Here is a 25,054-nt window from a genome sequence, read left to right on the forward strand (position 1 = left end):
TACCTTCGTTTCTTTCGCGGAATGTTAATCATGTCGCGTCTTGGCGCGGTGCGAGGGGACTGCAAAAAGGACTTGGACACCATGGTGGCGCTAGCGTCGGTTGCATATTTTCCCGATGCCTCCGGGTCTAGCGATGTCCGCCTCCGATTGTGCCATGACAGAAACTCCGGAAGTGCTGTTGGCCGCGCTCGAACGCGCCGACGAGGGCATCGTCATCGTCGACAGCGCGCATCGCATCACGCATTTCAATGCCGGTGCGGAGCGGATTTGGAAACTCGCACGCGCTGATGTGCTCGGTCACGACGCCGAAATTCTCACCCTCAAATGCCTTCAGGCCGATCCGGTTGCAGAATTCCGTGACGAGATCAGCCTCGTGCGAAACGACGGCAGCCGCATCCGGGCGGCCATCTCGCTTTCATCCATTGCAAGTGAAGGCATCACCTATCGCATCGTGTTCGCGCGCGACGTCACCGCGAATGCCGAACGCCGCGCCAGGATCGGGCTTCTCCACGCCGTCTCCGACCAGACCAACCGCGCGGTGCTCATCACCGACACCGACCAGAGCATCGTCTACGTCAATGCCGCCTTCACGACGCTGTTCGGCTACACCAGCGAGGAAGCCGAGGGCCGCCGTGCCAGGGGCCTGCTCGCCGGCCGCCACACCGATCGCAAGGCCGTTGCGAAGCTCGTCAAGCGCCTGATGGAGGGTGGCCACCGCGGCGAGGTCGAGATGCTCGCCTATGACAAGGACGGCGAGGAGATCTGGGTCTGCGCCCGCATCGATGCCTTCCGCGACAGGAGGGCCAGGTCAAGCACATCTTCGCGCTGCTCGAGGATATCACCGAGACCAAGCAGCTGCGCTCGCTGCAGCAGCTCATCATGGGCGCGCTCGCCGACGAGGTTCCGATCGGCGAGATTGCCGACCGGCTGTGCCGCCGTGTCGAGCAGATCGCGCCCGACGTCGTCTGTTCGCTGCTTCATATCGATGCCGCGGGCCTGATCCATCCGCTCGGCGGCCCAAGTCTGCCCGAGGACTATTCCCGCGCACTGGACGGCGTTGCCATCGGCCCCAATGTCGGCTCGTGCGGAACCGCGGCCTTCTACGGCGAGCCGGTGCTGGCGACGGATCTGGAGACCGATCCGCGCTGGCGGCCGTACAAGGCGATGCCGCTCGCGATTGGCCTGCGCGCATGCTGGTCGACGCCGGTCAAGGCCAAGGACGGACGGGTCATCGCCACGTTCGCCTTCTACTACCGGGAGCCGCGCGCGCCGAGCAATTGGCATCGGCGCATCGTCGAGGCCTGCGTCAATCTCGGCGCTTTCGCGATCGAGCGCAAGGAAGCGCGCGCCGAGATCGCGCGGCTCGCCTATCACGATATCCTCACGGGCCTGCCGAACCGCGCGCAATTGCGGCGCCTGATCACCACCGCCATCGATGCCTGCCCGACCGGCAGCCACGTCGCGCTGGCCTTCCTCGACGTCGATCATTTCAAGGACGTCAACGACACACTCGGTCATGCCGCCGGCGACGAGCTCCTGATCCAGCTCGCGCAGCGCCTGCGCGAGCAGATCGGGCCCGAGGACATGCTGGGGCGACTCGGCGGCGACGAGTTCGTGATCCTGCTGCCGCAGCGCAACGCCGAGGGTGCCGAGCGCGTCGCGGCCGGAATCACCGAAGCGCTGGCCGCGCCGCTGCGGCTCGGCTCCAGGCAACTGCAGATGTCGGCGAGCATCGGCGTCAGCCTCTATCCCGATCACGCCACCGACATCGACACCCTGATGCAGCAGGCGGACGCGGCCATGTACATGGCCAAGCAGGCCGGCCGCTCGACCCATCGCCTGTTCAGCGCCGAGATGAACGGGCTCACCGAGCAGCGGCTGGCCTTGATTGCGGCGCTGCGCCGCGCCATCGCCGAGGGCACGCTGACCCTCCGCTATCAGCCGCAGATCCGCAGCTGCGACGGCGCGATCCATGGCGTCGAGGCGCTGGCGCGCTGGCACGATGCCGAGCTTGGCGACGTCTCGCCGGCAAAATTCATCCCACTCGCCGAAGAGTGCGGCCTGATCGAGCAGATCGGCCTGTGGTCCGTGCGCGAGGCCTGCCGGCAGATGGCGAGCTGGCGCCGCGCTGGGCTGAACATTCCATCCGTGTCGGTGAACCTGTCGCCGATCAATTTCCGCAACGTCACGCTGGCCGCGCGGCTCAAGGATATCCTCGCCGAATACGATCTGGCGGCGGATGCGCTGATGCTCGAGATCACCGAGGGCGCGTTCATGCAGGACAGCGTCGCCGCGCTCGAGACGATGAACGCGATCCGGGAGCTCGGCGTCGGGCTTTCCGTGGACGATTTCGGCACCGGCTATTCCAGCCTCAGCCGGCTCGCCCATCTGCCGATCCGCGAGCTCAAGATCGACCGCAGCTTCATGCGCGACATCGAGCGTGACGCTGGCGCGCTCGCGATCGCCACCGCTGTGGTGCGCGTCGGGCAGGGCCTCGGCATGACTGTCGTCGGGGAAGGAGTTGAGACCGAGGCGCAGCGCAAGGTGCTGGCCGAGCTCGGCTGCGACGTCGTGCAAGGCTTCCTCTACGCGCCCGCGCTCGCGCCCCTAGCGTTCGAGCGCTGGCTGATCGAGCACTGCGCCGAGCAGGCGCGGGCGATGCTCGCTCGTCTCGACATTGCACCGGCCGGCGCGACCGCGGTGAAGCGGTCGGCGTAGGGCGTCTACTCTCGGAGCCGCCACGGCAGCAACGACCGGCTAGTCATCGAAATCAACGAAACGCGTTACTTCGATCGTGTCTGGTTTGATTTTGCTCGGCATTGACGCGGCAATGCATAGTGAACGGTCAGCAGGCTTTCGTTCCTGTCATCGAAAATCAAATGATCGGTCAAGGCCATTTCCGCGCGCATCGCGTTGCAGCAGAAGATCATCCATCGATTGAACGTGGGCAGCTGGCTCATGGAGCGGTAAAGCTCGCCACACTCGATGGTCAGGTTCGGCCGGCCTTGCGCGTTCGCCAATTCGAGCCGGGATCGAATCTCTTGCCGGAAACGATCCGTTGAAACCATGCGACATCCGATTGCCGAAAACCCTTCTGAGAGGGGGATCAGCCGGCCAATAATGAAATCGAGCGAGGAACCCCGTCAACTCAGACGCCAGGCCGCGTGACCATAGAGCAATGCCAACACAAAGATACAGCTAATAAAGCCGATCGGATTGATGCGCTCGTCTCGCTATTGGGTGACGGCGTTCCTATATGCTCGAGATCACCGCCCGCCCTTGGCAGTTATCGGTGACTGAGAGCATTTCGCTCCCGCCTCAACCACGCAGGCGGTCGCATGTCCGATATCCCAAAATACAAATCTCCTGGACCGATTGGTATCTCGGGTGCCGGTGCGGGTCGCTGCGTCGGCCTGCATGCAGCGGAATCCATTTTCAATTGATCTGCGGCAGCGATCTCGCACGCAGATCGTCAGGAGGTTTACGTGGCAAACACAGCAACGATCCGAAATTCGAACGGACTTCCGGCCACATTCACGGGATCGAAGACCGGGCAGGACGACGCTCCGTTTGTCTTCGTCAAGGTCGGCGATGAAGAGCGCCGCATGCGAAGGGCCGAATGGGATGCGCTTCCGCCCTGGACCGGTCCGCGCCCGGCACGAACAGCCAACGACTGATCGCACAGCCTTGGGGAGGCCCGCTTGACGGTCGAACATGCCATCGTGCGAACCAAGCCGAAGCCCTGGGGCAGTCTCGATCTGCGGCCCTGGAGTGAGACGTCGACGAGCGACGGGCCGATCGGGGAATTGTGGTTCGAGCGCCCGGGTCTTGCTGCGCCCAAGACGACGTTGCTGCTCAAAATGCTCTTCACCACCGAGCCGCTGTCGATTCAAGTTCATCCGGATGATGCGTTCGCGCGTTCGATCGGGCTTGCCAATGGCAAGACCGAAGCCTGGTATATCGTCTCCGCGATCCCCGGCGCCCGGGTCGCGGTGGGATTGAACCATTTGCGCTCCGCCGCGGAGTTGCGAACCGCGATCACTGATGGCTCGATCGCCGATATCGTGGATTGGCAGCCGGTTCATCCAGGCGACGTCATTCTCATTCCTGCTGGAACGATCCACGCGATCGGCGCCGGCATCGTGCTCGTGGAAATCCAGCAGCACAGCGACGCCACGTTCCGGCTGTTCGACTATGGACGAGCGCGCGAACTGCACATCGACCATGCCGTCGCGGTGGCGACGGCAGGCCCACGCCAGATTCAATCGCCGTCCGAACGCCTGAGCGGCGCGCGAACGGTCCTCACGGTCAATTCCTATTTTGCGCTGGAGCAGACGGACCTTGCTCCTGGCTCCGTTTGGATGCTCGACGCACCGAAAGAGACCTGGCTGCTGGCGATAGAAGGCCAGGCCCAACTCGGCTCGACGAGGCTGGCGCCGGGGGACGCGATCTTCCTGGAAGCCGACCATGCGGAAATCGAGGTCGGTGCGAGCGGCTTGAAAGCGCTGCTGGCCTATCCCGGCCCGAAGATAAACCCTGCTGCGCTAACAGAGCGCAGTGCCGCGAGCGCCAGTCTCGCACCGCACGCCTTTCCCGGCACCCTGGTCCCGTCTCCCTTCGAGACCGCCACGCTCAAACAATCGGAGACGCCAAATTGGCTGCCGTAAATCGTATCGCATTCATCGGCAATTCGCTTCCCCGCCGCTGCGGCATCGCGACCTTCACTACTGACTTGCAGAGCGCCGTTGCGGCGTCCCGGAGTGATCTGGAGACGGTCATCGTCGCGATGACCGATCACGGCCAGGTCTACGATTATCCTACCACCGTGGGCCTGGAGATCGACGACGACAGGCAAGATGATTATGTCCGTGCGGCTGCCTATCTGAACAGCGGCGGCTTCGAGGCCGTTTCGCTGCAACACGAATTCGGAATTTTCGGCGGCGAAGCCGGAGGCCAGATCATGGCGCTTCTGTCGCGCCTGACCATACCGATCGTGACAACCCTGCATACGGTCTTGTCCGAGCCGACAGAGGCTCAGCGCGACGTCATCACGCGCATCGTCGAGTGCTCGTCCAAGATCGTCGTGATGGCTGAAAAAGGTCGGGAATTGTTGCGCTCCGTCTATCACATGGCTGACGAGAAGATCGAGATCATCCCGCATGGCATCCCGGAATTTGCGTTCGTCGAACCCGACGCGGCCAAGGCTGCGCTCGGATTCAGCAACAAGTCGGTCATCCTGACCTTCGGATTGCTGTCGCCGAACAAGGGTATCGAAGTCATGATCGATGCGATGCCTTCGATTCTGAAGACCCGACCCGACGCCGTTTACGTCGTCCTCGGTGCGACGCATCCCAACCTCGTGCGCGACCGTGGCGAAGCTTATCGTGAGTCCCTGATGGCGCACGCGCGCCAGGCTGGCGTCGAGGATCACGTCGTGTTCCTCGATCAGTTCGTCGACAAGAAAACGCTGCTCGATTTCATCTCGATGTCTGACGTCTACGTGACGCCGTACCTCAGTGAGGCCCAGATGACCTCGGGCACGCTGGCCTACAGTTTTGGCCTCGGTAAAGCCGTGGTGTCCACCCCGTATTGGCATGCCCGTGAACTATTGGCCGAGGGCCGCGGCATCCTGGTTCCGTTTGGCGACGCGGCAGCGCTCGGCATTGAAATCGCCAAGTTGCTCACCAACGACGTGCTTCGGCAGGCGATGCGCAAGCGCGCCTATTCGAGCAGCCGCGCGATGACATGGGAAAGAACCGCCGAGCGCTATATGTCGGTCTTCGAGAACGCCGGCCGCCGGCATCGGCTCAAGACCATCGCGCGTATGGATACTGGCACGCTGCTGCGCGACAGCCGCGCCCCGCCGGAAATGCAGCTCGGCCATTTCCTGTCGATGTGCGACGACACGGGACTGTTTCAGCATGCCGTTCATAGCGTGCCGGATCGTGCCCACGGCTATTGCGTCGACGACAACGCCCGGGCGCTGCTCGTGGCCTGTGCGCTCAACAATCCGGGTGAAGAGCGGCTGCCGGATGCGCTGACGGCACGATTTGCCGCTTTCGTCCAGCACGCCTGGAATCCGGATACACGACGATTTCGCAATTTCATGGGCTTCAACCGCTGCTGGTTGGAGGACAAGGGGTCGGAGGACAGTCACGGACGTACGCTCTGGGCCTTGGGGGTGTGCGCGTTGACCGACGCCAGCTCGTCGCGGCGCTCATGGGCCGGGGCCTTGTTTTCCGAAGCAATGGCGACAGTGGAAGATTTTCGTTCGCCCCGTGCGTGGGCGTTCGTATTGCTGGGCCTCGATGCTTACTGCTCGGCTGTCCCGGGCGATGTCCAGGCGACCCGCCTGCGTGCCGTGCTTGCCGATCGCTTGATCTTGATCTTCGACACCGTGGCAACCGGCGATTGGGTCTGGTTCGAGGACGGGTTGGCCTATGATAACGCGCGCTTGCCCCAGGCGCTGATCATAACCGGTCTTGCCAGCAAGACATCGCGCTATGTCAATATCGGGCTGGAGTCGTTGCGCTGGCTTGTGAAGCGGCAAACCTCAGCGAAAGGCCAATTCCGCCCGATCGGCACGGCGGGGTTTGGCGATCGACGCCAGCCGTCGCAAGCCTTCGACCAGCAGCCGCTGGAGGCCGCGGCGACCATCGCGGCATGCCTCGCCGCGTGGCGGGCCGATCACGATGTCGAGTGGAAAGCCGAAGCCGCGCGGGTCTTCGCGTGGTTTCTGGGCAGCAACGACCTGTCGGCCTCGCTGGTCGATCTGGAGACCGGAAGCTGCCGGGATGGCCTGCATCCCGATCGTCCCAATGAGAACCGGGGAGGGGAATCCGTGGTGTCTTATTTGCTTGGGCTTTCCGAGATTCGGCAAATTGCCCGCCTGAGCGAAAGCCGGGCCAAGCCTGCTCCTCTCGTCGCTTGACGGAGCAGGATTACGATTTCCTCCTTCAACCCATCGAGGCCGTCTTGTCGCAATCTCCCTTCCTCAAACGTCAAGCCCTTCAGCTGCGGCCTGATCCGACCCGTGTCATCGTTCGGCCTTTCAAGCCGGCAACAGAGCCGCGCGACCTCAATCCGACGGACAAGACCCGCGCCAACCATATCGTCGAACGGGTCCTCGCGCTCGATGCCGAGACGGCTGACCGGCAATTGGCCGACGTTCTGGAGAATTTCCTCGGCCGTCACCGCAACCTGTTGCAGATATTCGAGACACGCGCCGCGGAAATGGAAGAGGCGCTGGCCGACCATGCTGTATTCACGCAGGTGCAGCGCCAACTCGCGGGCGCCTATTTTCTCAACGAATATTCGTTCGAGGCCTCGGCATTGTTCAATCCGAGTATCGTGCCGCATCCCGATCAATCCGGAACGCCGGAAGGCAGCCTTCGCTTCATCCTAAGTCTTCGTGCCGTCGGCGAGGGTCACGTGTCGTCCCTGACATTTCGCTCGGGGCTTATTGCGGCAGACGGGACCGTGACCATCGACCCGACGGCGCGCCTTGCATCCAGCCCCGATCTCGTCAAGCTGACATCGGGCGCCGGCGGCGACGAGATTGATGTTACATTTGCGGCCGGCCAGGATCTGAGCGAGCGGGTGATTTTCCCGGTCACTGAAGCGCAGTCGAACGGGATCGAGGACGCCCGCTTTGTGCATTTCAGCAACGCCGGCGAGACGATCTACTACGCGACCTACACCGCTTATAGCGGACGGGCGATCCGGTCGGAGCTGATCGAGACGTCCGACTTTGTATCGTTCCGGCTATCGACCCTGAAGGGCAGTGCCGCGCGCAACAAGGGCATGGCGTTATTCCCGCGCAAGATCGGGGGCAGATATGCAATGATCGCGCGCCAGGATAACGAGAACCTCTATCTGATCTTTTCCGACGATCTCCAGACGTGGGATGGCGGCCAGCCGATTCTGAAGCCGCGATACCCCTGGGAATTCGTGCAGATCGGCAATTGCGGATCACCCATCGAGCTCGACGTCGGGTGGCTGCTGCTGACGCACGGCGTCGGACCTTTGCGAAAATATTCGATCGGGGCCGCGCTGCTGGACAAGAACGACCCTTCGAAGGTGCTCGGCCGCCTGCGCGAGCCACTATTGCGCCCGGACCCTTCCGAACGCGAAGGATATGTTCCAAACGTCGTCTACACTTGCGGCGCGATGCGCCACCACGACAAGATCATCTTCCCCTACGCGGTCTCCGACAGCTACTGCAATGTCGCGACAATCGAGATCGGATCCTTGATCGCGGCCATGGACAGGAGCGCATAGGAACTGCGCTGACCGTTCTCGACATCCATCCGGTGGATTGGAAAAGCGTGAAGCGGTCGGCGCAGAACACTGCGTCGAGCTGGTGATATCCGGGCTCAGGCATCCGGTTGCAGGAACGTGCCGTACTGCTTGGTCGCGGCGACCGCGGCCGCGGCCTGTCCGATCATCCGCATCGCGGCCATCATCGGCCACGGCCCGAGGCTGACCCGCCGAACGCCGACGCGAGCCAGATGCGGAAGTGCGGGAACGCCTTGTGTCACCATGATGTTGACCGGCAGAGGCGTGAGCTGAACCAACTTTTCAATGAGAGCGAGATCGGTGAGGCCGGGGACGAAAATTCCGTCGGCGCCGGCCTCGGCATAGACCTTCGCCCGCCTTGCCGCTTCGTTCATGCACTCGTCCGGCGATCCGAATTTCAGCAGGAACGGATCTGTTCTCGCATTGATGAACAGCTGAACTCCAAGATCTTTCGCGGCGTCGCGCACGGCCTTGATCTTGGCGGCATGGAGTTCGGGATTGACCAGTTGCCGCTTTCCCCCCGATAGCCCGTCCTCGATATTGATGCCGACGGCGCCGGCTTTCAAAATCTCGGTCGCCGATCTGGCGGCGGCCTCCGGGGTGTCGCCATATCCTGCCTCCAGATCGATTGAGACTGGAACTGACACGGCCGCAGTCATCCGCGATACGAGGCCGGTCACCATGTCGAACGGGACATTTTCTCCGTCGGCGTATCCAAGTGCGGAGGCGACCGCGCCGCTGCTGGTCGCGATGGCCGGAGCGGTCTTCGCGATGGCTTTGGCGGTGGCGGCGTCCCAGGCGTTGAACAGGACGAGCGGATCGCCCTTCCTGTGAAGGGCATGAAAGGTCTCGGCATATTGATGTTGTGTCTTGGCGTCCATTGCGCGCACTCCAGATTAGAAAATCGAAGGATGTTGTGGGCCACCGCCCTCTGCGTTCAGTCAGGCGCGTGCGTCTTGAACCAGTCCATGATCAGGCCGGTGACTTCTTCCTCACGCTCGAGGTGCGGGAAGTGCCCGACATCGGGCAGGACAATCCGCTTGTGCGGCCCCTTGAACAGCGGCTCCTCCTTGACCGAGTACCTCGCTGTCGGATCGTTGCTGCCATAGATCGTCAGCGTCGGCGTGTGCATGTCATTGATCGGCAGCCGGCCCGTGAGCCCCGCATCGGTCAGGCCTCCGTAATATTTCAGCGCCGCGGCCATCGTGCCGGGCGAGCTGAGTGTCTCCTTGATCGAACGGATGTGCTCGGCATTGTTGAATGTCGGTGACCACAGCTTCCAGAGATAGTCGACAAAGGGGAGGCCCTCGGTATTGACCGCGGATTCGGCGCCGGGCAGCTGGAAAAAATAGACGTGGAAGACGGCTCGAACGAGCTCCGGATCCCGTCTGATGCTCGAAATTGTAATCGGGTGCGCGGTGTTCATGACCACGGCGGCCTTGATTGCCGATGGCGCCGTGGCCAGCGCCTGAAAGGTCGACGTGCCGCCCCAATCCATGCCGACGACGCGTGCCTGTCCGTCGTCGCTCAGCGCCGCGATGAGGGCTTCGAGATCCTTGCCCAGTGCGATCGGATCGAAAATGCCGTCCGCCGGAATCTCGGTCGGCGCATAGCCACGCAGGAACGGCGCGACGGCACGATACCCGGCATCCGCGAAGACCTGCAGCTGCTTTCGATACGACCAGGCATTGTCGGGAAAGCCGTGCAGGAACATGACCAGGGGGCCATCGCCCTGTTCGAGATAGGCGAAGCGCACGCCGTTGGCCTGCACGTATTTCAAGGCGGGTTCGGTGCCCCTGGTATCCGCTTGGGCATTCGCTTGTCGTGCCGCGCTCCGAGTATTCATCGTCATTCTCCATGTGATCGAGCCCCGCGATCCAAATTATGTGCGGAGCGCACATATCGTCAAGTTGTTTTTTGTGCGCTCCGCACATATTGTCGGTGTATGGAAATTGGAATCGCAAATTTGCTGGGGGCGCTTTCGCTCGCCGTCATGGATCGGATCGAGCAGGGCGCGCGCGAGGTCATCGGCCGCGGTGGCGAGACCCCTGCGGCACTGGTCGTCATCGGCTATGGCCAGGGCATGACCAACGACAAGCTGCGGCGGATCCTTGGCCTGTCGCATTCAGGAACGGTCCGGCTGGTGGACCGTCTGGTGTCGGATCGGCTGGTCGAACGTCGGCCCGGACAGGACGGCCGCGAGGTTGCCTTGCACCTGACGGCGAAGGGCGCCGCAACCCGCAACGATTTGATGACTTCGCGGATTTCGGCCGTCGCGTCGCTTCTGGATGTACTGTCGCCGGCTGAAACGAAGCGCCTTGAAACGCTGCTCCATGAGTTGTTGGCTCGGCAGGATACCTCCGAGATGGATCGCTTCACGATCTGCCGCATGTGCGACGACAGCGCTTGTACGAATTGCCCCTTGCCCACGGACAAGGGCAAACGCGCTCGCTAGCGGGCGCGCTCGAGACTATCATCCGGCTTGGGCGCAACGCGCGTTCACATCGCGGAAAGGAACGTCCGGCGTTTCCCCACGTTGTCGGCCCACCAGCACAAGCCGGTCCATACGATGAAGAAGATCGCCACCATCCTTGTCATGCTCTGTGCCTTTCCGGCGGCCGCCCGCGCGGACAGCTGGAGTGGCTATCGCATTCCCGAGACCGGGACCAGCGTCGATATCCCTTCGTCCATCTTCACCGAGCAAGCCGGCCGGCCCGACGGCTATGGCATGCAGTACCGGACCAGCGACGGCCGTGCGGATTTGACGGTGCAGGCCGTTCCCAATGACGGCAGCTCACCGGCCGCTTTCCTGGCGCGGAAGAATCCGCCGCCCGGCATCACCTACAAGCGCATCACGCCGCGCTTCTTCGTGGTCTCCAGCACCCGGGGCGGCAAGATCTGGTACGACCGCTGCAACTTTGGCCGCCGCTACGTGCATTGCGTGCTGATCAACTATCCGGCCGCCGAGAAGCGGCAGTGGGATGCACTCGTGACCCGCGTCAGCCGCACGCTGAGCGGCGGTTGATCCGTTCACCAACGAAAAACCTGCTCACAAAGAAAAACTGCCCGCAGGTTGCGGGCAGCAGTCTCGTGAGGATGGTTCAGCGCACGTTGGTCGATGTCGTCGACATGGTCGGCTTGGAGCCCGGCACGTGCGACATGGTCTTGGTGGTCGACCCGACCTCCTCGCCCGCCTTGACTTTCGTGCGGGTGTGGGAGCGGCTGAACGTACCACCCTCATGCGCCTGCGCGCGCGCATTGGAATTGAGCACCGGACCGTTGCCCTTGTTCATGCTGGTGCCGGACTGCGCCTTGCCGTTGGCAGACGCGGCGCTGCCGCCCGCTGCAATCGACGAGCCGGTCTGTCCGGAGCCCGACGTCGACGTGCCGCCGGTGCCGAGCGTGCTGGCCGAGGTGCCGCCGGCCGCGGCCGAGCCCCCGGTGCCGCCGGTCATGCTGGTTTGCGCCGACAACGGCGAGGCGGCGGCGAGCAGAAGTGCGACCGACGAGGTCGCGATCAACATTCTCATCTGTGAAATCCTTTTGCTAGGGCGACGATGTCGAGATGGTGCAGCCGTTGACCGTGACGGTGCTCGCGCTGGTCGAACCCGGGCCGCCGGCCGTCGAGGACGAACTCGACACGTTGCCGCCACCGGCCTGGACGTGCACCGACGATCCGCCGGCCGAGCTAGAGCTCGACAGCGAGCCGCTCGATGAGGTCGAGCCGGTGGTGCCCGAACCCGATGACCCCAGCGCGGTAATGCTGCCGTCGGGATGTTTTTCCACCGTGACCCGGCAGGTCTCGCCGGACGCGGTCTTGCCGGTTTTCTGCATGGTTTCCCCCGCAGCGGCGCTGCTCATCAAAGTCAAAACTGCGATCGCAACGATTGGTCTGTTCATGCCAGTCCTCCTCAGGAAGGACGAAGGAGCGGCATTGCTGCCGCTCCGCCGGCCGGATGTCAGTCCTTGTCCTTCTTCATCTCGTCCTTGTGGTGGCCTTTGCCCTTTTCCATGCCCATGTCGCTGGCATGTCCCGCGGAGGAGCCGGCCGCTCCCACGGTCGAGCCGCTCTTGCCGCCGCCGGCCGACGAGCCGCCCGTGCCGACTGTCGATGCCGAGTTGGAGCCGGAGCCTGCCGCAGAGCCGCCGGTGCCGACGCTGGACGAACTCTTGCCGCCACCCGCCGACGAACCACCGGTGCCGAGCGTCGAGGCCGAGCCTGAGCCTGCGGCGGAGCCGCCGGTGCCGATCGACGAACTGCTGGTGCCGCCGCCCGCCGACGAGCCGCCGGTGCCAAGCGTCGAGGCCGAGCCCGATCCGCTGCCCGAACCCGCCGATGAACCGCCCGTGCCTACGGTCGAGTTGCTGGTGCCACCGCCGGCTGACGACCCGCCAGTGCCGACCGTCGAACTCGACTGCGCCACGGCGAGCGCGGTACCGGCCAGCAGCGCAGCTGCGGCCGCAGACAATTTCAGAATCCTCATCGCTGTCTCCTCGAATGATCAAATTGCCAAAACAGGCACGGGATAAAGTGGCAAGCTGCAGAAACGTTCCTTGGATCGGTATGAGGATGTGGAAAATGCGCGCGAGAATTGCGACGAGGTTCCAGCGGCGCGGCGCGCCGATGCCGAGCGGGAACAGCGAAGCGCGACGATCTGAAGAAAACAAACGCTACTTCAACGACAATCCCGTCCTGCGCCGCAGATCCGTGATCGCGCGCAGAAAACTGTCGGCCGGCGTCGTCTCCGGATCGATCAGGCGGTGCAGGCGAAAGCCGTCTTCCAATGCCAGCACGACGGAGGCCATCCAGGGGGGATTGAGCGTGTCGCCCTTCGCGTTGCTCTTCAGCGTTGCCTCGATGATGTCGGCGACCAGCTTGCGCCGCGCGCGCAGGCGCTTTGCAAGCTCCGGTCGGCGCTTCTCGGCGCGGGCGACAAACAGGATCATCTCCATGTGGAGCAGCGGCGAGCGGCCGAGCGGATCCTGCCTTGTGCGATCCATCGCCTTCAGCGCCGCGATGAAGTCGTCGAGATTGTCGTGCTGCGCGAGGATGTCCATGTTGCGCCGGATCGACTGCGCGACATGCTCCTCGAGCATGGCGATAATCAGCTCGTCCTTGCTCTTGAAGTTGGAATAGAACGCGCCGCGGCTAAATCCGGCCGCCGCCGCGATCGCCTCGATGCTGGCGCCGCCGATGCCGTCCTGCTCGAACACGCGCGCCGCCGCCTCGAACAGCCTGTCGCGCGTGTCGTCCCTGGTCGGCCTGGTTCTCACCCTTGACATCGGGGCAGTTTAGGGCAAAATGCAACTCGATACAACAATGTATCGAGTTGATAATTCCGGGATGGTTACGCTGCGCAAGAGGGGCTGCGGCGTATGCGATTCATGCGGCAACCGATATGAGGTCACCATGAACGAGCACGTGCAGGGCACCGGCGGTCCGCTGTTCAACCCGCTGTCGCCGGACTTCATCCGCGATCCCTATCCGCATTATGACCGGCTCCGCGCGATCTACCCGATTCACGTGACGCCGTTCGGCCAGTTCGTCGCCAGCCGCCATGCCGATGTCAGCCTCGTGATGCGCGACAAGCGTTTTGGCAAGGATTTCGTCGAGCGCTCCAAGCGCCGCTATAGCGAGAAGATCATGGAGGAGCCGGTCTTCCGCAGCATGAGCCACTGGATGCTGCAGGCCGATCCGCCTGACCACACCCGCCTGCGCGGCCTCGTCGTGAAGGCCTTCACCGCCCGCCGCGTCGAGGACATGCGGCCACGCATCCAGGAGATCGTCGACCAGACCATCGATGCCGTGATCGACCGCGGCCACATGGACCTGATCGAAGACTTCGCCTTCCGCCTGCCTGTCACCATCATCTGCGACATGCTCGGCATCCCCGAGGACCATCGCGAGACTTTCTATAACAGCTCGCGCGATGGCGGACGGCTGCTCGATCCCGTGCCGCTGTCGCCGGAGGAGATCGCCAAGGGCAACGCCGGCAACATGATGGCGCAGATGTATTTCCAGCAGCTGTTCGAGCTTCGTCGCAAAAATCCCGGCGACGATCTCATTACCCAGCTGGTGCAGGCCGAGGAAGACGGCAACAAGCTCACCAACGAGGAACTGACCGCCAACATCATCCTGTTGTTCGGCGCCGGCCACGAGACCACGGTCAATCTGATCGGCAACGGCCTGCTGGCGCTGCATCGCAATCCGGACCAGCTCGCGCTTTTGAAGGCGCGGCCGGACCTGATGGTGGGCGCGATCGAGGAGTTTCTGCGCTACGATTCCTCGGTGCAGATGACCGGGCGGGTCGCGCTGGAGGATATCGACGATCTCGGCGGCGCCAAGATCCCCAAGGGCGAGACCGTGCTCTGCCTGCTGGGCTCGGCCAACCGCGACCCGGCGGTCTATCCTGACCGCCCCGACCGGCTCGACGTCACCCGCCAGAATGTGAGGCCGCTGTCGTTCGGCGGTGGCATCCATTTCTGCCTGGGGGCCCAATTGGCCCGCCTCGAGGCCGAGATCGCCATCGCCACGCTGTTGCGTCGGCTGCCCGACCTGCGCATCGACGACGTCGAAAACCCCGAATGGCGGCCGACCTTCGTGCTGCGCGGCCTGAAGCGGCTGCCTGCGAGCTGGTGATGGCTGCCGGCGTTAACCTCCGCGCGCAACAGTCGCTGTGACTTCGCCACACTTCCCCCTATATAAGGGGCTGTTCCGGTACGTCTGAGGCCCTGCGGCTCAGGCAAGGCCCGCATCCGGTTTGGCCGAGGGGAGACCCGTGCAGACGACGCTGCTCGGATTGGCGATTGCCTTTATCTTAGCGCTGCTGGCCGCTCTGATCGGACCGTACTTCGTCGACTGGAACCAGTTCAGGCCCCAGTTCGAAGCAGAGGCCGGCAGGATCATCGGCGTGCCGGTGCGGGTGGCGGGCGAGCTCGACGCGCGGCTGTTGCCGGCGCCGACGCTGCGGCTGCGCGCGGTCACCTTCGGCGGCAACAACGATCTCGGCCGCCTGCGCGCCGACAAGCTCGATGTCGAATTCAGCCTGAGCTCGCTGATGCGCGGCGAATGGCGCGCCACCGAGCTTTCGGTCAATGGCATGGCGGTCGATCTCGGCCTCGACGCGCGCGGGCGGGTCGATCTGCCGTCCACCGCGAGCGGGAGCTTCAATCTGGCATCGCTGGCGATCGAGCGGCTGAATCTCACCGGTCGCATCGCCCTGCATGATGCCGCCAGCCATTCGACACTGGAGCTCAACGACATCGCTTTCTCCGGCGATGTGCGCTCGCTGGCCGGCTCGGTCCGGGGCGACGGCAGTTTTGCCCTCAGCGGCGTGCGCTATCCGTTCCGCGTCTCCTCCGGCCCGAGCGCCGACGGCAATGCCACCCGCCTCCACCTCAACATCGATCCCGGCGAGCGCGCGATCCTCGCCGATCTCGAAGGCGTGCTCGCCTTCGACAACCGCCTGCCGAAATTCGAGGGCGCGCTGACGTTCGCCGTGCCGGCGCCGAAGAAGCCGGGCGAGGCGGGGCCGATGCCCTGGAAGCTCACGACGAAACTCAAGGCTGATCCGGCCGGCGCCAAGTTCGAGCAGGTCGACGCCAGCTTCGGGTCCGAAGACTCCGCGCTGAAGCTCGGCGGCGTCGGCGATATCAGGTTCGGGGCTTCGCCGCTGCTGCGTGCGGTGCTGTCGGCGCGCCAGGTCGATGCCGACAAGCTGACCGGCAAGGACGAGCCGCAGCGCATCCTTCCGGCGCTCCGCGCAGGCCTCGCCGCAATCCCGCAGGCGCCGATCCCGGCACAGATCGAGTTCAACTCCGACCAGATCATGCTCGGCGCACGGCCGCTCCAGAACATCACGGCCGAGCTTGCGACCGACGGACGATCCTGGACCTTCCAGCGGCTCGAGCTGCGCGCGCCGGGACAGACGCAGCTCTCGCTCAACGGCGCGACGCCCGGCGCCGACAGCTTCAGCGGCCGTCTCAGCGTCGATTCCTCCGATCCCGATACGCTAGTGGCCTGGCTCCAGGGCCGCAGCGAGGTCAACCGCCGCAGCACGCGGCCGCTGCGCCTTGCCGGTGACGTGACCATCGCCGCCAACCATTTCGCCATCGACAGGCTGAAGGCCGAGATCGACGGCGGCGCGGTCGAAGGCCGCATCGCTTTCGTCCAGACCGGCGCGAGCAAGGGCTCGCGGATCGACGCGGAGCTCAAGGCCGACCGCCTTGACCTCGATGCGGCCGCAAGTTTTGTGCGCGCGCTTTCGGGACCGCAGGGCGAATGGCCGGAGGAAGCGAAGCTGTCGCTCGATATCGGCCGCGCGATCTCGGCCGGGCAGGAGCTGCGGCCGTTCACCGCGAAACTCGGCTACGGCCCCGCATCGCTCTCGCTGGAGCAGTTGCGGTTCGGCCAGGCCAGTGGCGTGACCACGGAAGCAAGTGGCAGCTTCGACCGCGCCAAGGCCACGGGCAAGCTCGCGCTGAAATCCTCCGCCAATTCGCTGCGCGATCTCACTGCACTGCTCGAGCCGTTTGCGCCATCGGTGCGCGCGCGCTTCGACGCCATCCCGTCGCTGCCGGCTGCGACCCGCCTGAAGCTCGACCTCAGCCTCGACAAGAACGCCGAGCACGCCGATCGCAACGACGCGCGCGCTGTCCTCGAACTCGACGCGCCGCAGCTCAAGGCCACCGCGACGCTGGCTGCGCAGACGCCGGTGGCCGCCGTCAACGGCATCGACGTCGACCGCTTGCGCAACAGCGACTTCACGCTGGACTCGAAAGTCGCGACACCGCAAGCCAGTGCACTGCTGGCGTTGCTCGGGCTCGATCGCGTGGTGGCCGCAGGCGAGGGCGCTTCGCAGTTCGAAGGCCGCTTGAGCGGCGCGTGGCGCCATCAGCTGCAATTGAATGCCAAGCTTAGCGGCGGCGGGCTGGATGCGGACGCACAAGGCAACGTCGAATTGTCGGAGCCGAAAGGCAGCGTAAATTTGCGCGTGCGCAACGCCAATCTGGGGCCGCTGTTCGGGACCAGCCCGGCCGATAAATCGGTGCAGAGCGTCAATCTGTCCTCGCGCGTCGGCCTCTCCGGCAACCGCCTGATCTTCAACGATCTCGAGAGCACCCTGGCCGGCTCGCATTTGCGCGGTCATCTGGCGGTGACGCTCGATCAGGAGAAGACCGTCGACGGCGAAGTCGGCCTCGATACGCTCGACCTCGTGCCCGCGCTCGCGATGGCCATCGGCGCGGCCGGACACGATGCCAATGCGCCGCTGAGTGCCGGGCTTCTCGGCGGCTGGCGCGGCCGCGTCGCCTTCCAGGCGTTGCACGGCACGTTGCCCGGCGGCATCGAGCTGCGCCCCTTCGGCGGTACGGTCCGGAGCGACGGTCAGTCGCTCGCGCTCGACGCAATGAAGGGCGGCGTCGGCGGCGGCGAGATGTCGGCGAGCCTTGATGCGCGCAATGGCGCCAATGGTCTGACGCTCAACGCGCGCATCGAGCTCGGCAATGTCGACGCGGCGGCGCTGCGCTACCGCGACCTCGCGCTGCCGAAGGGACGAGCCTCGGCGCAGATGGCGCTGACCAGCCAGGGCCGTAGCGTCGCGGCGCTCACCGGTGCGCTCGCCGGCAACGGTACGGTGACGCTCGAATCCGCTGAAATCTCCGGCCTCAATCCACGCGCCTTCGAAATCGCCATCCGCGCCAGCGACGGCGGCCAAATTGCCGACGACAATCGGCTGCGGCAGCTGGTCGAGCCCGCGCTGTCGGCGGGTCCGATTGCAGTGGCCTCGGCGCAGATCCCGTTCACGATCCGGGACGGGCGCCTGCGCGTCGGCGCAACGTCGCTAGAGGCGAAGAACGCGCGTGCCATCGTCTCCGGCGGTTACGACATCCCCGCCGACCAGGCCGACATCCGTGCCAGCCTGACGCCGATCATGACCGGGCTCTCCGGCGCGCCGCCCGAAATCCAGCTGTTCGCGGCCGGTCCCCCCGACAGGCTCAATCGCACCGTCGATCTTGGGCCGCTGTCGTCGTGGCTCGCGGTACGCACGATCGATCGCGAGACGCGCCGGCTGGACGCCATCGAGCGCGGCGAGCCGCCGCCGGCCACCGCCGCGTTGCCGACGCTGGTGTCGCCCGAACCGGCGCCGGAGCCGTCGCTCACGGATGTGCCGATGCCCGGCCGCGATCCGCGCCGTGCGCCGCCGCCGAAGCCCAAGTCCGATATCAGGGTTGCGCCGACGCCAAAGGCGCCGCAGGCCGCTCCCGCGGCACCAAGCCCGCCGCTTGCAAGCACGCAGATCGCGCCGCTGCCTCCGCCGATCGACGTCAGGCCGGCCCCGGGCCCGCCGCCCGCAAAGCCCAAGCCAAAGCCGCCGCTGGTGCTGACGCCGTCAAATCCGTAGGCGATAGTCCGTCATGCCCGGGCTTGTCCCGGGCATCCACGTTCTCCGTCCCAGGCGGTGAGACGTGGATGGCCGGGACAAGCCCGGCCATGACGCCGGAGAGACACCCTCACCCCAACCCTCTCCCGCAAGCGGGAGAGGGGGCGCAGCTTCCTCGTGACGTACCGGTAAACTCATTCTCTCGCTTTTTATCGAATTTTCCGCGGCAAAACTGATCTGCCGACTTTACCGGATTCTCGCGTTTGTTCCCTAGCCTCTGTTCCCAGAGGAACTCGGCGTCCTGCCGGCACAAGCAGGATGGCCAGCCAAGAACTGGGGTCATCGGGATGAACGGCGCGACAACACTTCTGCAGGATCTGGACGACGCAATCGCACGCGGCACCGACGAAAGCCGGACCAAGGCGTTGTGGCATGCGACCGACATTCTGATCACCGGTCGCTACAGCGACGACGAGATCAGCACGTTCGGCGAAGTCATCGGCCGGCTCGCCGACGAGATCGAGGTCGCCGCACGGGTGCAGCTCTCCGAGGTGATGGCAGCCTGCGATCACGCTCCGCTCAATGTCATTGCGCAACTCGCGATCGCCGACGAAATCGAGGTCGCCGGTCCCGTGCTGCGCGATTCCAATCGTATCGACGAGAAGCTGCTGGTCGAGAGCGCCATGACCAAGAGCCAGTCGCATCTGCTCGCGATCGCCCAGCGCAAGTCGATCGGCGAGGCCGTCACCGACGTGCTGGTCAAGCGCGGCGACCAGGAGGTCGTGACGTCGGTCGCCAAAAACGAGGGCGCGCGCTTTTCAGGTTCGGGTCTGCTCCACATGGTCCGCCGCGCCGAGGGTGACTCGATTCTCGCCGAGCAGCTTGGCCTGCGCAAGGACGTGCCGCGTCACATCTTCCAGCAACTGATCTCGAAGGCGTCGGAGGACGTCCGTCGCCGGCTCGAGCACGAGCGCCCGGAAATGATGGCGCAGATCCAGAGCTCGGTAAGCGACGTCACCGGCGATCTGCAGTCCAAGTTCGGCCCGTCCTCGCGCAGCTATTTCGTTGCCAAGCGCGTGGTGACGACGCAGTACCGGCAGGGCAACCTCAACCAGGACTCGATCTCGAACTATGCTCGCCAGCACCGGTCCGACGAGGTGCAGATCGGCGTGTCGCTGTTGTCGTCGCTGCCGGTCGACGTGATCGAGCGTGCGATGATGGACCGCAATCGCGAGATGATCCTGGTGCTGTGCAAGGCGCTCGACTTCTCCTGGGACACCACCATGTCGCTGCTGTTCCTCGGCGCCAAGGATCATCTGATCACGGCGCGCGAGCTCCACGACAACGAGCGCGATTTCGGCAAGCTCAAGATCGAGACCTCGCGCAGCGTCTTGAAGTTCTACCAATCGCGCAAGACCGGCACCGATCCCGTCACGGGTCGTCAGCCCGAGCTGCAGGTGCACTGAGCGGTACACCGAACAGGTACACCGAGCATCATCCGGGAATTGGCAGGGAGTATTTTCAATGTTGCCTCAATTCGGCACCGCAGTTCGCAAGAAGAACCTCAACAACGCCGCAGCCGGCGAGATCGGCGGCGGAGCAGCGGACCAGGCCTCGGTCGATGCGGCATGGCTCGTGCTGGAAGCCGCCAACGACCTCGGCGACCATGCCGCGATCGAGGCTTGCCGCCGCGTCATCGACGCCGAGCTGAACGGCACGGCGGCCGGCAGCGCGGATGTCGATCTCGTGCTCGGGTATTTCAGGTAGACTCCGCGGGCGTCCGCTCCATCCGCGCGATAGCGGCTGTTTCCACACCGTCATTGCGAGCGCAGGGCACCGCCGTCGCTCCTTCAACGGCACATTAACGCGCCGACAGCCCCAGACCGGGCGGCCATCCCGCGAACACGCGCATCGCACGCAGCTGTGATCTCCGGAACCGGCCGACGCGGGTAACGACCGAAGCTCCCCTTCGTACAGCCTTCAGCGAGCGTAGTCTCGCAGAGCTGATGGATGTGAAACCGGGGAGACATGGTCGGATGAAAGAGTTCAACGTCGCTGAGGTCGGGGGCGGTTCCTATCGTCCTCTTGCCATTCTGCGCTGGGTCATGGTGATCATCTTCGTATCGTTTGGCATGCAGAAATTCACGCCGCAATCTGCGCAGGGCATCGCGCAGTTCATCAGCAACAGCCCGTTCATCTCCTGGCTGTCGGTGTTCGGCCTGAGGGGAGAGGCCTATGTCCTCGGTGTCGCTGAATTCGTGATTGCGGCGCTGCTCGCGGCAGGCAGCTTCAGCCCGGTTTCGTCCGCCCTCGGTTCATTCATGGGCATGGTGACCTTTGCGATCACCTGGTCGTTCTTCTTCACGACGCCCGGTGTGGTCAAATGGAGCCTTTCATCCGATCCGATGGCGTGGAATCTGACCGGCGAATTTCTGTTCAAGGACATCGTCCTGCTGTGCGTTTGCGCGGTGTTGTTTCTGGCCTCCCTGCCGCAATCGGTTGTCCGGCTGCGCACCGGGTGATCGTCAGGCCGTCTCTCACCGCCGGATCCGGTAGAGGACGCCGTTCTCGCCGTGACGGAACGTGGTTCGCTCGAGGAGATAGTTGGACTTCTCCAGAACTCGGCGCGATGCGCCATTGCCGACATAGACCAGGCCAATGAGGGACGGCAGCTCATGGTGTAACAGTCCAATATCGGTGAGTGCGGTCGCGGTCTCGCTTGCAAGGCCACGGCCCCAGAATTCGCGCTTGAACGCGTAGGCAATCTCGATCTCGTCGACATCGTCCACGAGGATATGCCTGATGCCCGCTCGCCCGGCGAATGCCCCGTCTTTCGTTCGCAGCACCCACAGACCGAAGCCATGCTGATCCCAATGCGCCATATTGGCGTCGAGATAGGTCTTCGTCTTCTCCGCCGAACGGACGCCGCCGAGATAGCGCGAAACCTCGGCATCGAGATGCAACGCGACGAGGTCGGCGAGATGATTTTCACGAAGCCTTTCGGCGCTGAGCCTCGCCGTTCTGAAATGTTCCATTGGGAACAGATAGCCGCTTCCGAGGTGGGGCGTCGAGTAACATTGACGCGGAATGACTTGGCTGGCAGTGCTTTTCACCGTTGCAAGGACGCGCTTTCAGTTGGGCGGCCGGCCCGGGGCGAATGTTCCCAAGCGGAGTGGCAATGGATTTCGAGCGCGACATAGCCAAGATCAGCGGGATCGCTGCGGTCTCGACCATCCTCGACGTGGTCAGCCGGACCACCGGCATGGGGTTTACGGCCGTTGCCCGCGTCACCGAGGACAGGTGGATCACATGTGCCTCGCGTGACGAACTTGGTTTGGGCTGAAACCCGGTGACGAGCTCAAGGTCGAGACCATGATCTGCCATGAGATCCGGCAGAGCCGCGAGGCGGTCGTCATCGAGAATGTCAGCAAAGACGCCGGCTACTGCAAGCATCACACGCCTGCACAATATGGCTTCCAAAGCTACATCTCCGTGCCGATCATTCTGCCCGACGGTTCATTCTTCGGAACTCTTTGTGCGATCGATCCGAAGCCGCGCAAGCTTCGGACTCCCGAAGTCATCGGCATGTTCAAGCTTTTTGCCGAGCTGATCGCGTCTCATCTCGACGCGGCCGAGCGCGTCGAACTGATCGAGAACAGGCTCGCGCTGGAACAACGCAATGCGGAACTGCGCGAGCAGTTCATCGCCGTGCTCGGTCACGACCTCCGAAACCCTCTTGCCTCGATCCAGGGCGGCCTGCGGCTTCTGAACAAGAAGGTCGATGACGAGGGGAAGAACTGGATCAACCTCCTGCAGGGAAGCGTGGGCCGGATGGCGGGCCTGATCGACAATGTCATGGACTTCGCCCGCGCGCGGCTCGGCGCCGGGATGCAGCTCAAGTTGAAAGAACAGCCACTCGAGCCTGTCATCAGGCAAATCGTCGCGGAGTTCGAGAACGTGCACCCGGATCGCGTCATCGAAACGGTCGTCAACGTTCCGGGACCTGTGAGAATCGACGCCGACCGCATAGGTCAGATGCTGTCCAATCTTCTCGGCAACGCGATTTCCTATGGCGCCGCCGACAAGCCGATCAGGGTGCTGGCGCAGACGACCGGCGCTGGCTTTGATCTCAGCGTTGCCAACAAAGGCGCGCCAATTCCGGCTGATGCGATCCCGCGCCTTTTCACTGCGTTCGATCGCGGCGACGTTCTGCCGAACCAGAAAGGGCTTGGGCTCGGACTGTACATTGCCCAAGAGATCGCGCGCGCCCATGGCGGGTTGATCGTCGCGTCGTCGATGCGAGATGAAACGGTGTTCACCGCGACGTTTCCGGCGAGCCCGGCCCGCGGCTGAGAAGGCGTGCTACGCCGGCCTAGCTTGCCGTCACGAAGCGTCGCGCCAATTCTCCGACAATACCATCATGCGCCTGTTTTGCGCGACGGTGCAACCGGCGAACAGCTGATAGCGCTGATTGTGCGAGGCTCTTTCCGGATGCGGTCCGGCGATTTTCTTGCGGGCAAGGCATTGTGCCTCTTCAGAGAGAGAGCTGCACGAAAACGTCCAGAGGATGTGAATTGGTTCACACACACGTGGTCGCTCCGGATTTACGGTACGCCTAATTCCGCGTAGAGCGGCCCGTTCGAACTATCTCGCTCAAGAGGGAGTTCAGGCTATGGCTAGCATCGTGTTGGGAATTGTCATTTCCAGTTTACTATCGACACAAGCCTCCGCAGATCAGGTCCGTGACGCCGCGTCCGACCTGGTTCCTTCGCTGGTGCGCTGGTCCATCACGTTGTTGGGCCTGGTGGTGGCAGGCCGGTTGGCCTGGCAGGCTTTTGGCCGCGCGGTCAACATTGCCGAAGTCCCGACTTTCCCGCGATACATGACGACCCGGCAGCAGTATCGATTGGGCGGGTTCATCTTTGTCGTATTCTCATGCGGCTTCTTCCTTCTTCTCATCCATGAGAACCGCGACGTCATTGCCCTGGCGCCGCTGGTTCCTGCATTTCCAGTAGCCTTCATAGAGGCTGCGAAAAGTCAGTCTGCTCCGTACCTGACCGTCGTCGCCGCAATGGGGATCGTGTATCTGTTCCTCCTGACGAAGGAGGCTCAATGGAACGTCCTGCTGATGGTGCGCGATGTGATCCAGAGCTGGATCAGCGTGCCTCAGCTCGCGAAGCAGATCATGGCGCAAATCCGCTTTTCGCTGCGTGTGCCGCAGGAGGTGCTCTCGAAAGTCATCGCGAATTCTCCAGATGTCGTCGATCAGGACTTCCGCAAGGATCCGAACACCCCGGATCGGATGTGGGCGGAAATCTGTTACATGAAATGGTGGCTGACGCAGGGACGCGACACCGGAGATGACGCCACCTTCTTCACCGAGGACAGCTTTGGTTTCGACAAGCTGATGGCAGACTTCCAGCAGGGGGCGCCGACGATGAGCCAGTGGAAGGCTGGGACGTTGACGGGCCTTGCTGCGCCCCAGGCCACGCAACTGATCAAGGACCTCTACAACCGATTTGCCCGGCTTGTCGCGTGTTACCTGATCTATCGCAACGGCTCCCGCATCGACCTGCGCAATGAGGCCAGCAAATTCGGCATCGAAATCGATGCGCCCATTCACGACAATCCGCTACGGTACTGGATCGTCTATATCATTGCCTTGATCTGCTCCGTTTATCTGGGCGTGACCATTTCGGCCGTGATTTATGACGTGCTGCAAGGCAGAGGCGTCGTCTGGGCGCAGGACCCCAATCGCTCGATTGCATGGGTCATGTATTCGCTTTGCAATTATGGATTGGCAATCGTCGTCGTTCTCTTGCTTCGATTTGCGATGTCATCTCTGGGAAGCGATTCAGATCAGTCCCACCTCACCACTTATTGCTGGAGCTTCCTGGTCGCGCTCGCCGTAGGGCCCGCTGGTCTGACGTTGGCCGTGCATAACTTTGGCGAGGGCAATTTGCGGGAAATGTCCCTTGCCAGCCTTTACTTTGCGATGTTGCGGTGGGGCCTCGGGCCGGCGCTCGTGACAGTCTATATTTCGTACTATCTCGACAGGCAGAGCTGCTCCGATCTGCCGGACATCGACAATTCGATGCGAACGGTCGCGTGGCGGCTGTTCAATTGCTTCGGCTTTGCGGCAACCAATGTGTTCTTGCTTCTGCCCCAACTGCTGTCGCTGATGGCACAGGAGGGGGCAATCTGGGAAACCAATAAGCTGCGCTTCATTGCGGCTGGGACGACGTTCTGCCTGGCATTCGGCCTCGCATTGGCCGCGCAGTTCGCGCTCAAGAAGGAGCGGATTGGAACGGTGCTGGCGCATAAACCGGCTTGACGCCAGATATGGTCGGTCGTGGCGATGATGGCATCATGCT

The 25,054-nt window shown here is 63.6% G+C and carries 22 protein-coding genes and 1 pseudogene; 15 read left to right on the forward strand and 8 right to left on the reverse strand.

The genetic code is table 11. The features are described from left to right. The first annotated feature begins 133 nt into the window (after window positions 1–133). A pseudogene (locus IVB54_RS10450) lies at window positions 134–2,718 on the forward strand (EAL domain-containing protein). 65 nt (window positions 2,719–2,783) lie between these two features. On the opposite strand, the gene IVB54_RS10455 reads toward IVB54_RS10450, so the two are convergent. Beyond that, entirely contained in the window at window positions 2,784–3,068 is a 285-nt protein-coding gene (locus tag IVB54_RS10455; RefSeq protein ID WP_143273233.1) for a hypothetical protein, read from the reverse strand. Window positions 3,069–3,485: 417 nt separating this feature from the next. Here IVB54_RS10455 and IVB54_RS10460 point away from each other — a divergent pair, with 417 nt between their 5' ends. Genes IVB54_RS10460 through IVB54_RS10475 form a run of 4 tightly spaced genes read left to right on the forward strand, consistent with a single transcriptional unit; the run spans window position 3,486 to window position 8,280 of the window. Then, window positions 3,486–3,677 carry a hypothetical protein gene (locus IVB54_RS10460; protein ID WP_018454304.1) on the forward strand — a complete coding sequence of 64 codons (192 nt, stop codon included), beginning with the start codon at window positions 3,486–3,488 and terminating at the stop codon, window positions 3,675–3,677. Between the two features lie 24 nt (window positions 3,678–3,701). Further along, window positions 3,702–4,667 (forward strand): class I mannose-6-phosphate isomerase, encoded by a 966-nt coding sequence (locus IVB54_RS10465; RefSeq protein ID WP_018454305.1) that lies wholly within the window; start codon window positions 3,702–3,704, stop codon window positions 4,665–4,667. Further along, window positions 4,655–6,931: a glycosyltransferase family 4 protein gene (locus IVB54_RS10470; protein WP_018454306.1), complete on the forward strand. Its 2,277-nt coding sequence runs from the start codon at window positions 4,655–4,657 to the stop codon at window positions 6,929–6,931. The genes IVB54_RS10465 and IVB54_RS10470 overlap by 13 nt, the downstream gene beginning before the upstream one ends. Window positions 6,932–6,975: 44 nt before the next feature. Beyond that, window positions 6,976–8,280, forward strand: coding sequence for a glycoside hydrolase family 130 protein (locus tag IVB54_RS10475; RefSeq protein ID WP_026232711.1), 1,305 nt, complete (start codon window positions 6,976–6,978; stop codon window positions 8,278–8,280). A gap of 95 nt (window positions 8,281–8,375) precedes the next feature. On the opposite strand, the gene IVB54_RS10480 is transcribed toward IVB54_RS10475, so the two are convergent. Together IVB54_RS10480 and IVB54_RS10485 are read right to left on the reverse strand one after the other, a co-directional pair. Next, the gene (locus IVB54_RS10480; RefSeq protein WP_247777192.1) at window positions 8,376–9,179 is read right to left on the reverse strand and encodes an isocitrate lyase/phosphoenolpyruvate mutase family protein; all 804 of its coding nucleotides are present in this window, start codon (window positions 9,177–9,179) and stop codon (window positions 8,376–8,378) included. Window positions 9,180–9,235: 56 nt separating this feature from the next. Next, window positions 9,236–10,144, reverse strand: coding sequence for an alpha/beta hydrolase (locus IVB54_RS10485; RefSeq protein ID WP_026232712.1), 909 nt, complete (start codon window positions 10,142–10,144; stop codon window positions 9,236–9,238). A 120-nt stretch (window positions 10,145–10,264) separates the two neighbouring features. On the opposite strand from IVB54_RS10485, the gene IVB54_RS10490 reads away from it, so the two are divergent. Both IVB54_RS10490 and IVB54_RS10495 read left to right on the forward strand, forming a co-directional pair. Beyond that, on the forward strand, window positions 10,265–10,753 hold the full coding sequence (locus IVB54_RS10490) for a MarR family winged helix-turn-helix transcriptional regulator (RefSeq protein ID WP_231190451.1): 489 nt from the start codon (window positions 10,265–10,267) through the stop codon (window positions 10,751–10,753). Between the two features lie 114 nt (window positions 10,754–10,867). Beyond that, entirely contained in the window at window positions 10,868–11,323 is a 456-nt protein-coding gene (locus tag IVB54_RS10495; RefSeq protein ID WP_026232713.1) for a hypothetical protein, read from the forward strand. Between the two features lie 76 nt (window positions 11,324–11,399). Here the strand turns inward: IVB54_RS10495 and IVB54_RS10500 are convergent, their stop codons facing one another. The 4 genes from IVB54_RS10500 to IVB54_RS10515 form a co-directional block, all read right to left on the reverse strand. Further along, window positions 11,400–11,822: a hypothetical protein gene (locus tag IVB54_RS10500; RefSeq protein WP_018454312.1), complete on the reverse strand. Its 423-nt coding sequence runs from the start codon at window positions 11,820–11,822 to the stop codon at window positions 11,400–11,402. Window positions 11,823–11,844: 22 nt separating this feature from the next. Beyond that, window positions 11,845–12,198: a hypothetical protein gene (locus IVB54_RS10505; RefSeq protein WP_026232714.1), complete on the reverse strand. Its 354-nt coding sequence runs from the start codon at window positions 12,196–12,198 to the stop codon at window positions 11,845–11,847. A gap of 59 nt (window positions 12,199–12,257) precedes the next feature. Further along, window positions 12,258–12,782, reverse strand: a complete 525-nt coding sequence (locus tag IVB54_RS10510; protein ID WP_247777193.1) for a hypothetical protein — start codon at window positions 12,780–12,782, stop codon at window positions 12,258–12,260. 187 nt (window positions 12,783–12,969) lie between these two features. Next, window positions 12,970–13,581, reverse strand: coding sequence for a TetR/AcrR family transcriptional regulator (locus IVB54_RS10515; protein ID WP_018454315.1), 612 nt, complete (start codon window positions 13,579–13,581; stop codon window positions 12,970–12,972). A gap of 127 nt (window positions 13,582–13,708) precedes the next feature. Here IVB54_RS10515 and IVB54_RS10520 point away from each other — a divergent pair, with 127 nt between their 5' ends. The 5 genes from IVB54_RS10520 (at window position 13,709) to IVB54_RS10540 (ending at window position 21,202) form a co-directional block, all read left to right on the forward strand. After that, complete coding sequence (locus IVB54_RS10520; RefSeq protein WP_018454316.1) at window positions 13,709–14,938, forward strand: cytochrome P450; 1,230 nt, start codon at window positions 13,709–13,711, stop codon at window positions 14,936–14,938. Between the two features lie 139 nt (window positions 14,939–15,077). After that, complete coding sequence (locus tag IVB54_RS10525) at window positions 15,078–18,701, forward strand: AsmA-like C-terminal region-containing protein (RefSeq protein WP_247777194.1); 3,624 nt, start codon at window positions 15,078–15,080, stop codon at window positions 18,699–18,701. 326 nt (window positions 18,702–19,027) lie between these two features. Further along, complete coding sequence (locus tag IVB54_RS10530; protein WP_247777195.1) at window positions 19,028–20,146, forward strand: DUF2336 domain-containing protein; 1,119 nt, start codon at window positions 19,028–19,030, stop codon at window positions 20,144–20,146. A gap of 58 nt (window positions 20,147–20,204) precedes the next feature. Then, window positions 20,205–20,447: a hypothetical protein gene (locus tag IVB54_RS10535; protein WP_018454319.1), complete on the forward strand. Its 243-nt coding sequence runs from the start codon at window positions 20,205–20,207 to the stop codon at window positions 20,445–20,447. A 269-nt stretch (window positions 20,448–20,716) separates the two neighbouring features. After that, window positions 20,717–21,202, forward strand: coding sequence for a DUF417 family protein (locus tag IVB54_RS10540; RefSeq protein ID WP_085360657.1), 486 nt, complete (start codon window positions 20,717–20,719; stop codon window positions 21,200–21,202). A 15-nt stretch (window positions 21,203–21,217) separates the two neighbouring features. Here IVB54_RS10540 and IVB54_RS10545 read toward each other — a convergent pair whose 3' ends face one another. After that, window positions 21,218–21,715: a GNAT family N-acetyltransferase gene (locus IVB54_RS10545; RefSeq protein WP_018454321.1), complete on the reverse strand. Its 498-nt coding sequence runs from the start codon at window positions 21,713–21,715 to the stop codon at window positions 21,218–21,220. A gap of 143 nt (window positions 21,716–21,858) precedes the next feature. Between IVB54_RS10545 and IVB54_RS41610 the strand changes: the two genes are divergently transcribed. From IVB54_RS41610 to IVB54_RS10555, 3 genes are all read left to right on the forward strand, one after another. Continuing rightward, window positions 21,859–22,023: a hypothetical protein gene (locus tag IVB54_RS41610; RefSeq protein WP_346658848.1), complete on the forward strand. Its 165-nt coding sequence runs from the start codon at window positions 21,859–21,861 to the stop codon at window positions 22,021–22,023. 29 nt (window positions 22,024–22,052) lie between these two features. Beyond that, entirely contained in the window at window positions 22,053–23,033 is a 981-nt protein-coding gene (locus tag IVB54_RS10550; RefSeq protein ID WP_346658849.1) for a GAF domain-containing sensor histidine kinase, read from the forward strand. A gap of 319 nt (window positions 23,034–23,352) precedes the next feature. Beyond that, window positions 23,353–25,014: a hypothetical protein gene (locus tag IVB54_RS10555; RefSeq protein WP_247777196.1), complete on the forward strand. Its 1,662-nt coding sequence runs from the start codon at window positions 23,353–23,355 to the stop codon at window positions 25,012–25,014. The last annotated feature ends 40 nt before the right edge of the window (window positions 25,015–25,054 follow it).

The organism is Bradyrhizobium sp. CW1 (assembly GCF_023100665.1).
GTDB classification, from domain to species: Bacteria; Pseudomonadota; Alphaproteobacteria; order Rhizobiales; family Xanthobacteraceae; genus Bradyrhizobium; species Bradyrhizobium canariense_D.

Bases quoted from the DNA above. Each gene is read 5' to 3' on its own strand.
- IVB54_RS10455 (WP_143273233.1), bottom strand. From the start codon at position 3,068: ATGGTTTCAACGGATCGTTTCCGGCAAGAGATTCGATCCCGGCTCGAA.
- IVB54_RS10480 (WP_247777192.1), bottom strand. From the start codon at position 9,179: ATGGACGCCAAGACACAACATCAATATGCCGAGACCTTTCATGCCCTT.
- IVB54_RS10485 (WP_026232712.1), bottom strand. From the start codon at position 10,144: ATGAATACTCGGAGCGCGGCACGACAAGCGAATGCCCAAGCGGATACC.
- IVB54_RS10495 (WP_026232713.1), top strand. From the start codon at position 10,868: ATGAAGAAGATCGCCACCATCCTTGTCATGCTCTGTGCCTTTCCGGCG.
- IVB54_RS10500 (WP_018454312.1), bottom strand. From the start codon at position 11,822: ATGTTGATCGCGACCTCGTCGGTCGCACTTCTGCTCGCCGCCGCCTCG.
- IVB54_RS10505 (WP_026232714.1), bottom strand. From the start codon at position 12,198: ATGAACAGACCAATCGTTGCGATCGCAGTTTTGACTTTGATGAGCAGC.
- IVB54_RS10510 (WP_247777193.1), bottom strand. From the start codon at position 12,782: ATGAGGATTCTGAAATTGTCTGCGGCCGCAGCTGCGCTGCTGGCCGGT.
- IVB54_RS10515 (WP_018454315.1), bottom strand. From the start codon at position 13,581: ATGTCAAGGGTGAGAACCAGGCCGACCAGGGACGACACGCGCGACAGG.
- IVB54_RS10520 (WP_018454316.1), top strand. From the start codon at position 13,709: ATGAACGAGCACGTGCAGGGCACCGGCGGTCCGCTGTTCAACCCGCTG.
- IVB54_RS10530 (WP_247777195.1), top strand. From the start codon at position 19,028: ATGAACGGCGCGACAACACTTCTGCAGGATCTGGACGACGCAATCGCA.
- IVB54_RS10535 (WP_018454319.1), top strand. From the start codon at position 20,205: ATGTTGCCTCAATTCGGCACCGCAGTTCGCAAGAAGAACCTCAACAAC.
- IVB54_RS10540 (WP_085360657.1), top strand. From the start codon at position 20,717: ATGAAAGAGTTCAACGTCGCTGAGGTCGGGGGCGGTTCCTATCGTCCT.
- IVB54_RS10545 (WP_018454321.1), bottom strand. From the start codon at position 21,715: ATGGAACATTTCAGAACGGCGAGGCTCAGCGCCGAAAGGCTTCGTGAA.
- IVB54_RS41610 (WP_346658848.1), top strand. From the start codon at position 21,859: ATGGATTTCGAGCGCGACATAGCCAAGATCAGCGGGATCGCTGCGGTC.
- IVB54_RS10550 (WP_346658849.1), top strand. From the start codon at position 22,053: ATGATCTGCCATGAGATCCGGCAGAGCCGCGAGGCGGTCGTCATCGAG.
- IVB54_RS10555 (WP_247777196.1), top strand. From the start codon at position 23,353: ATGGCTAGCATCGTGTTGGGAATTGTCATTTCCAGTTTACTATCGACA.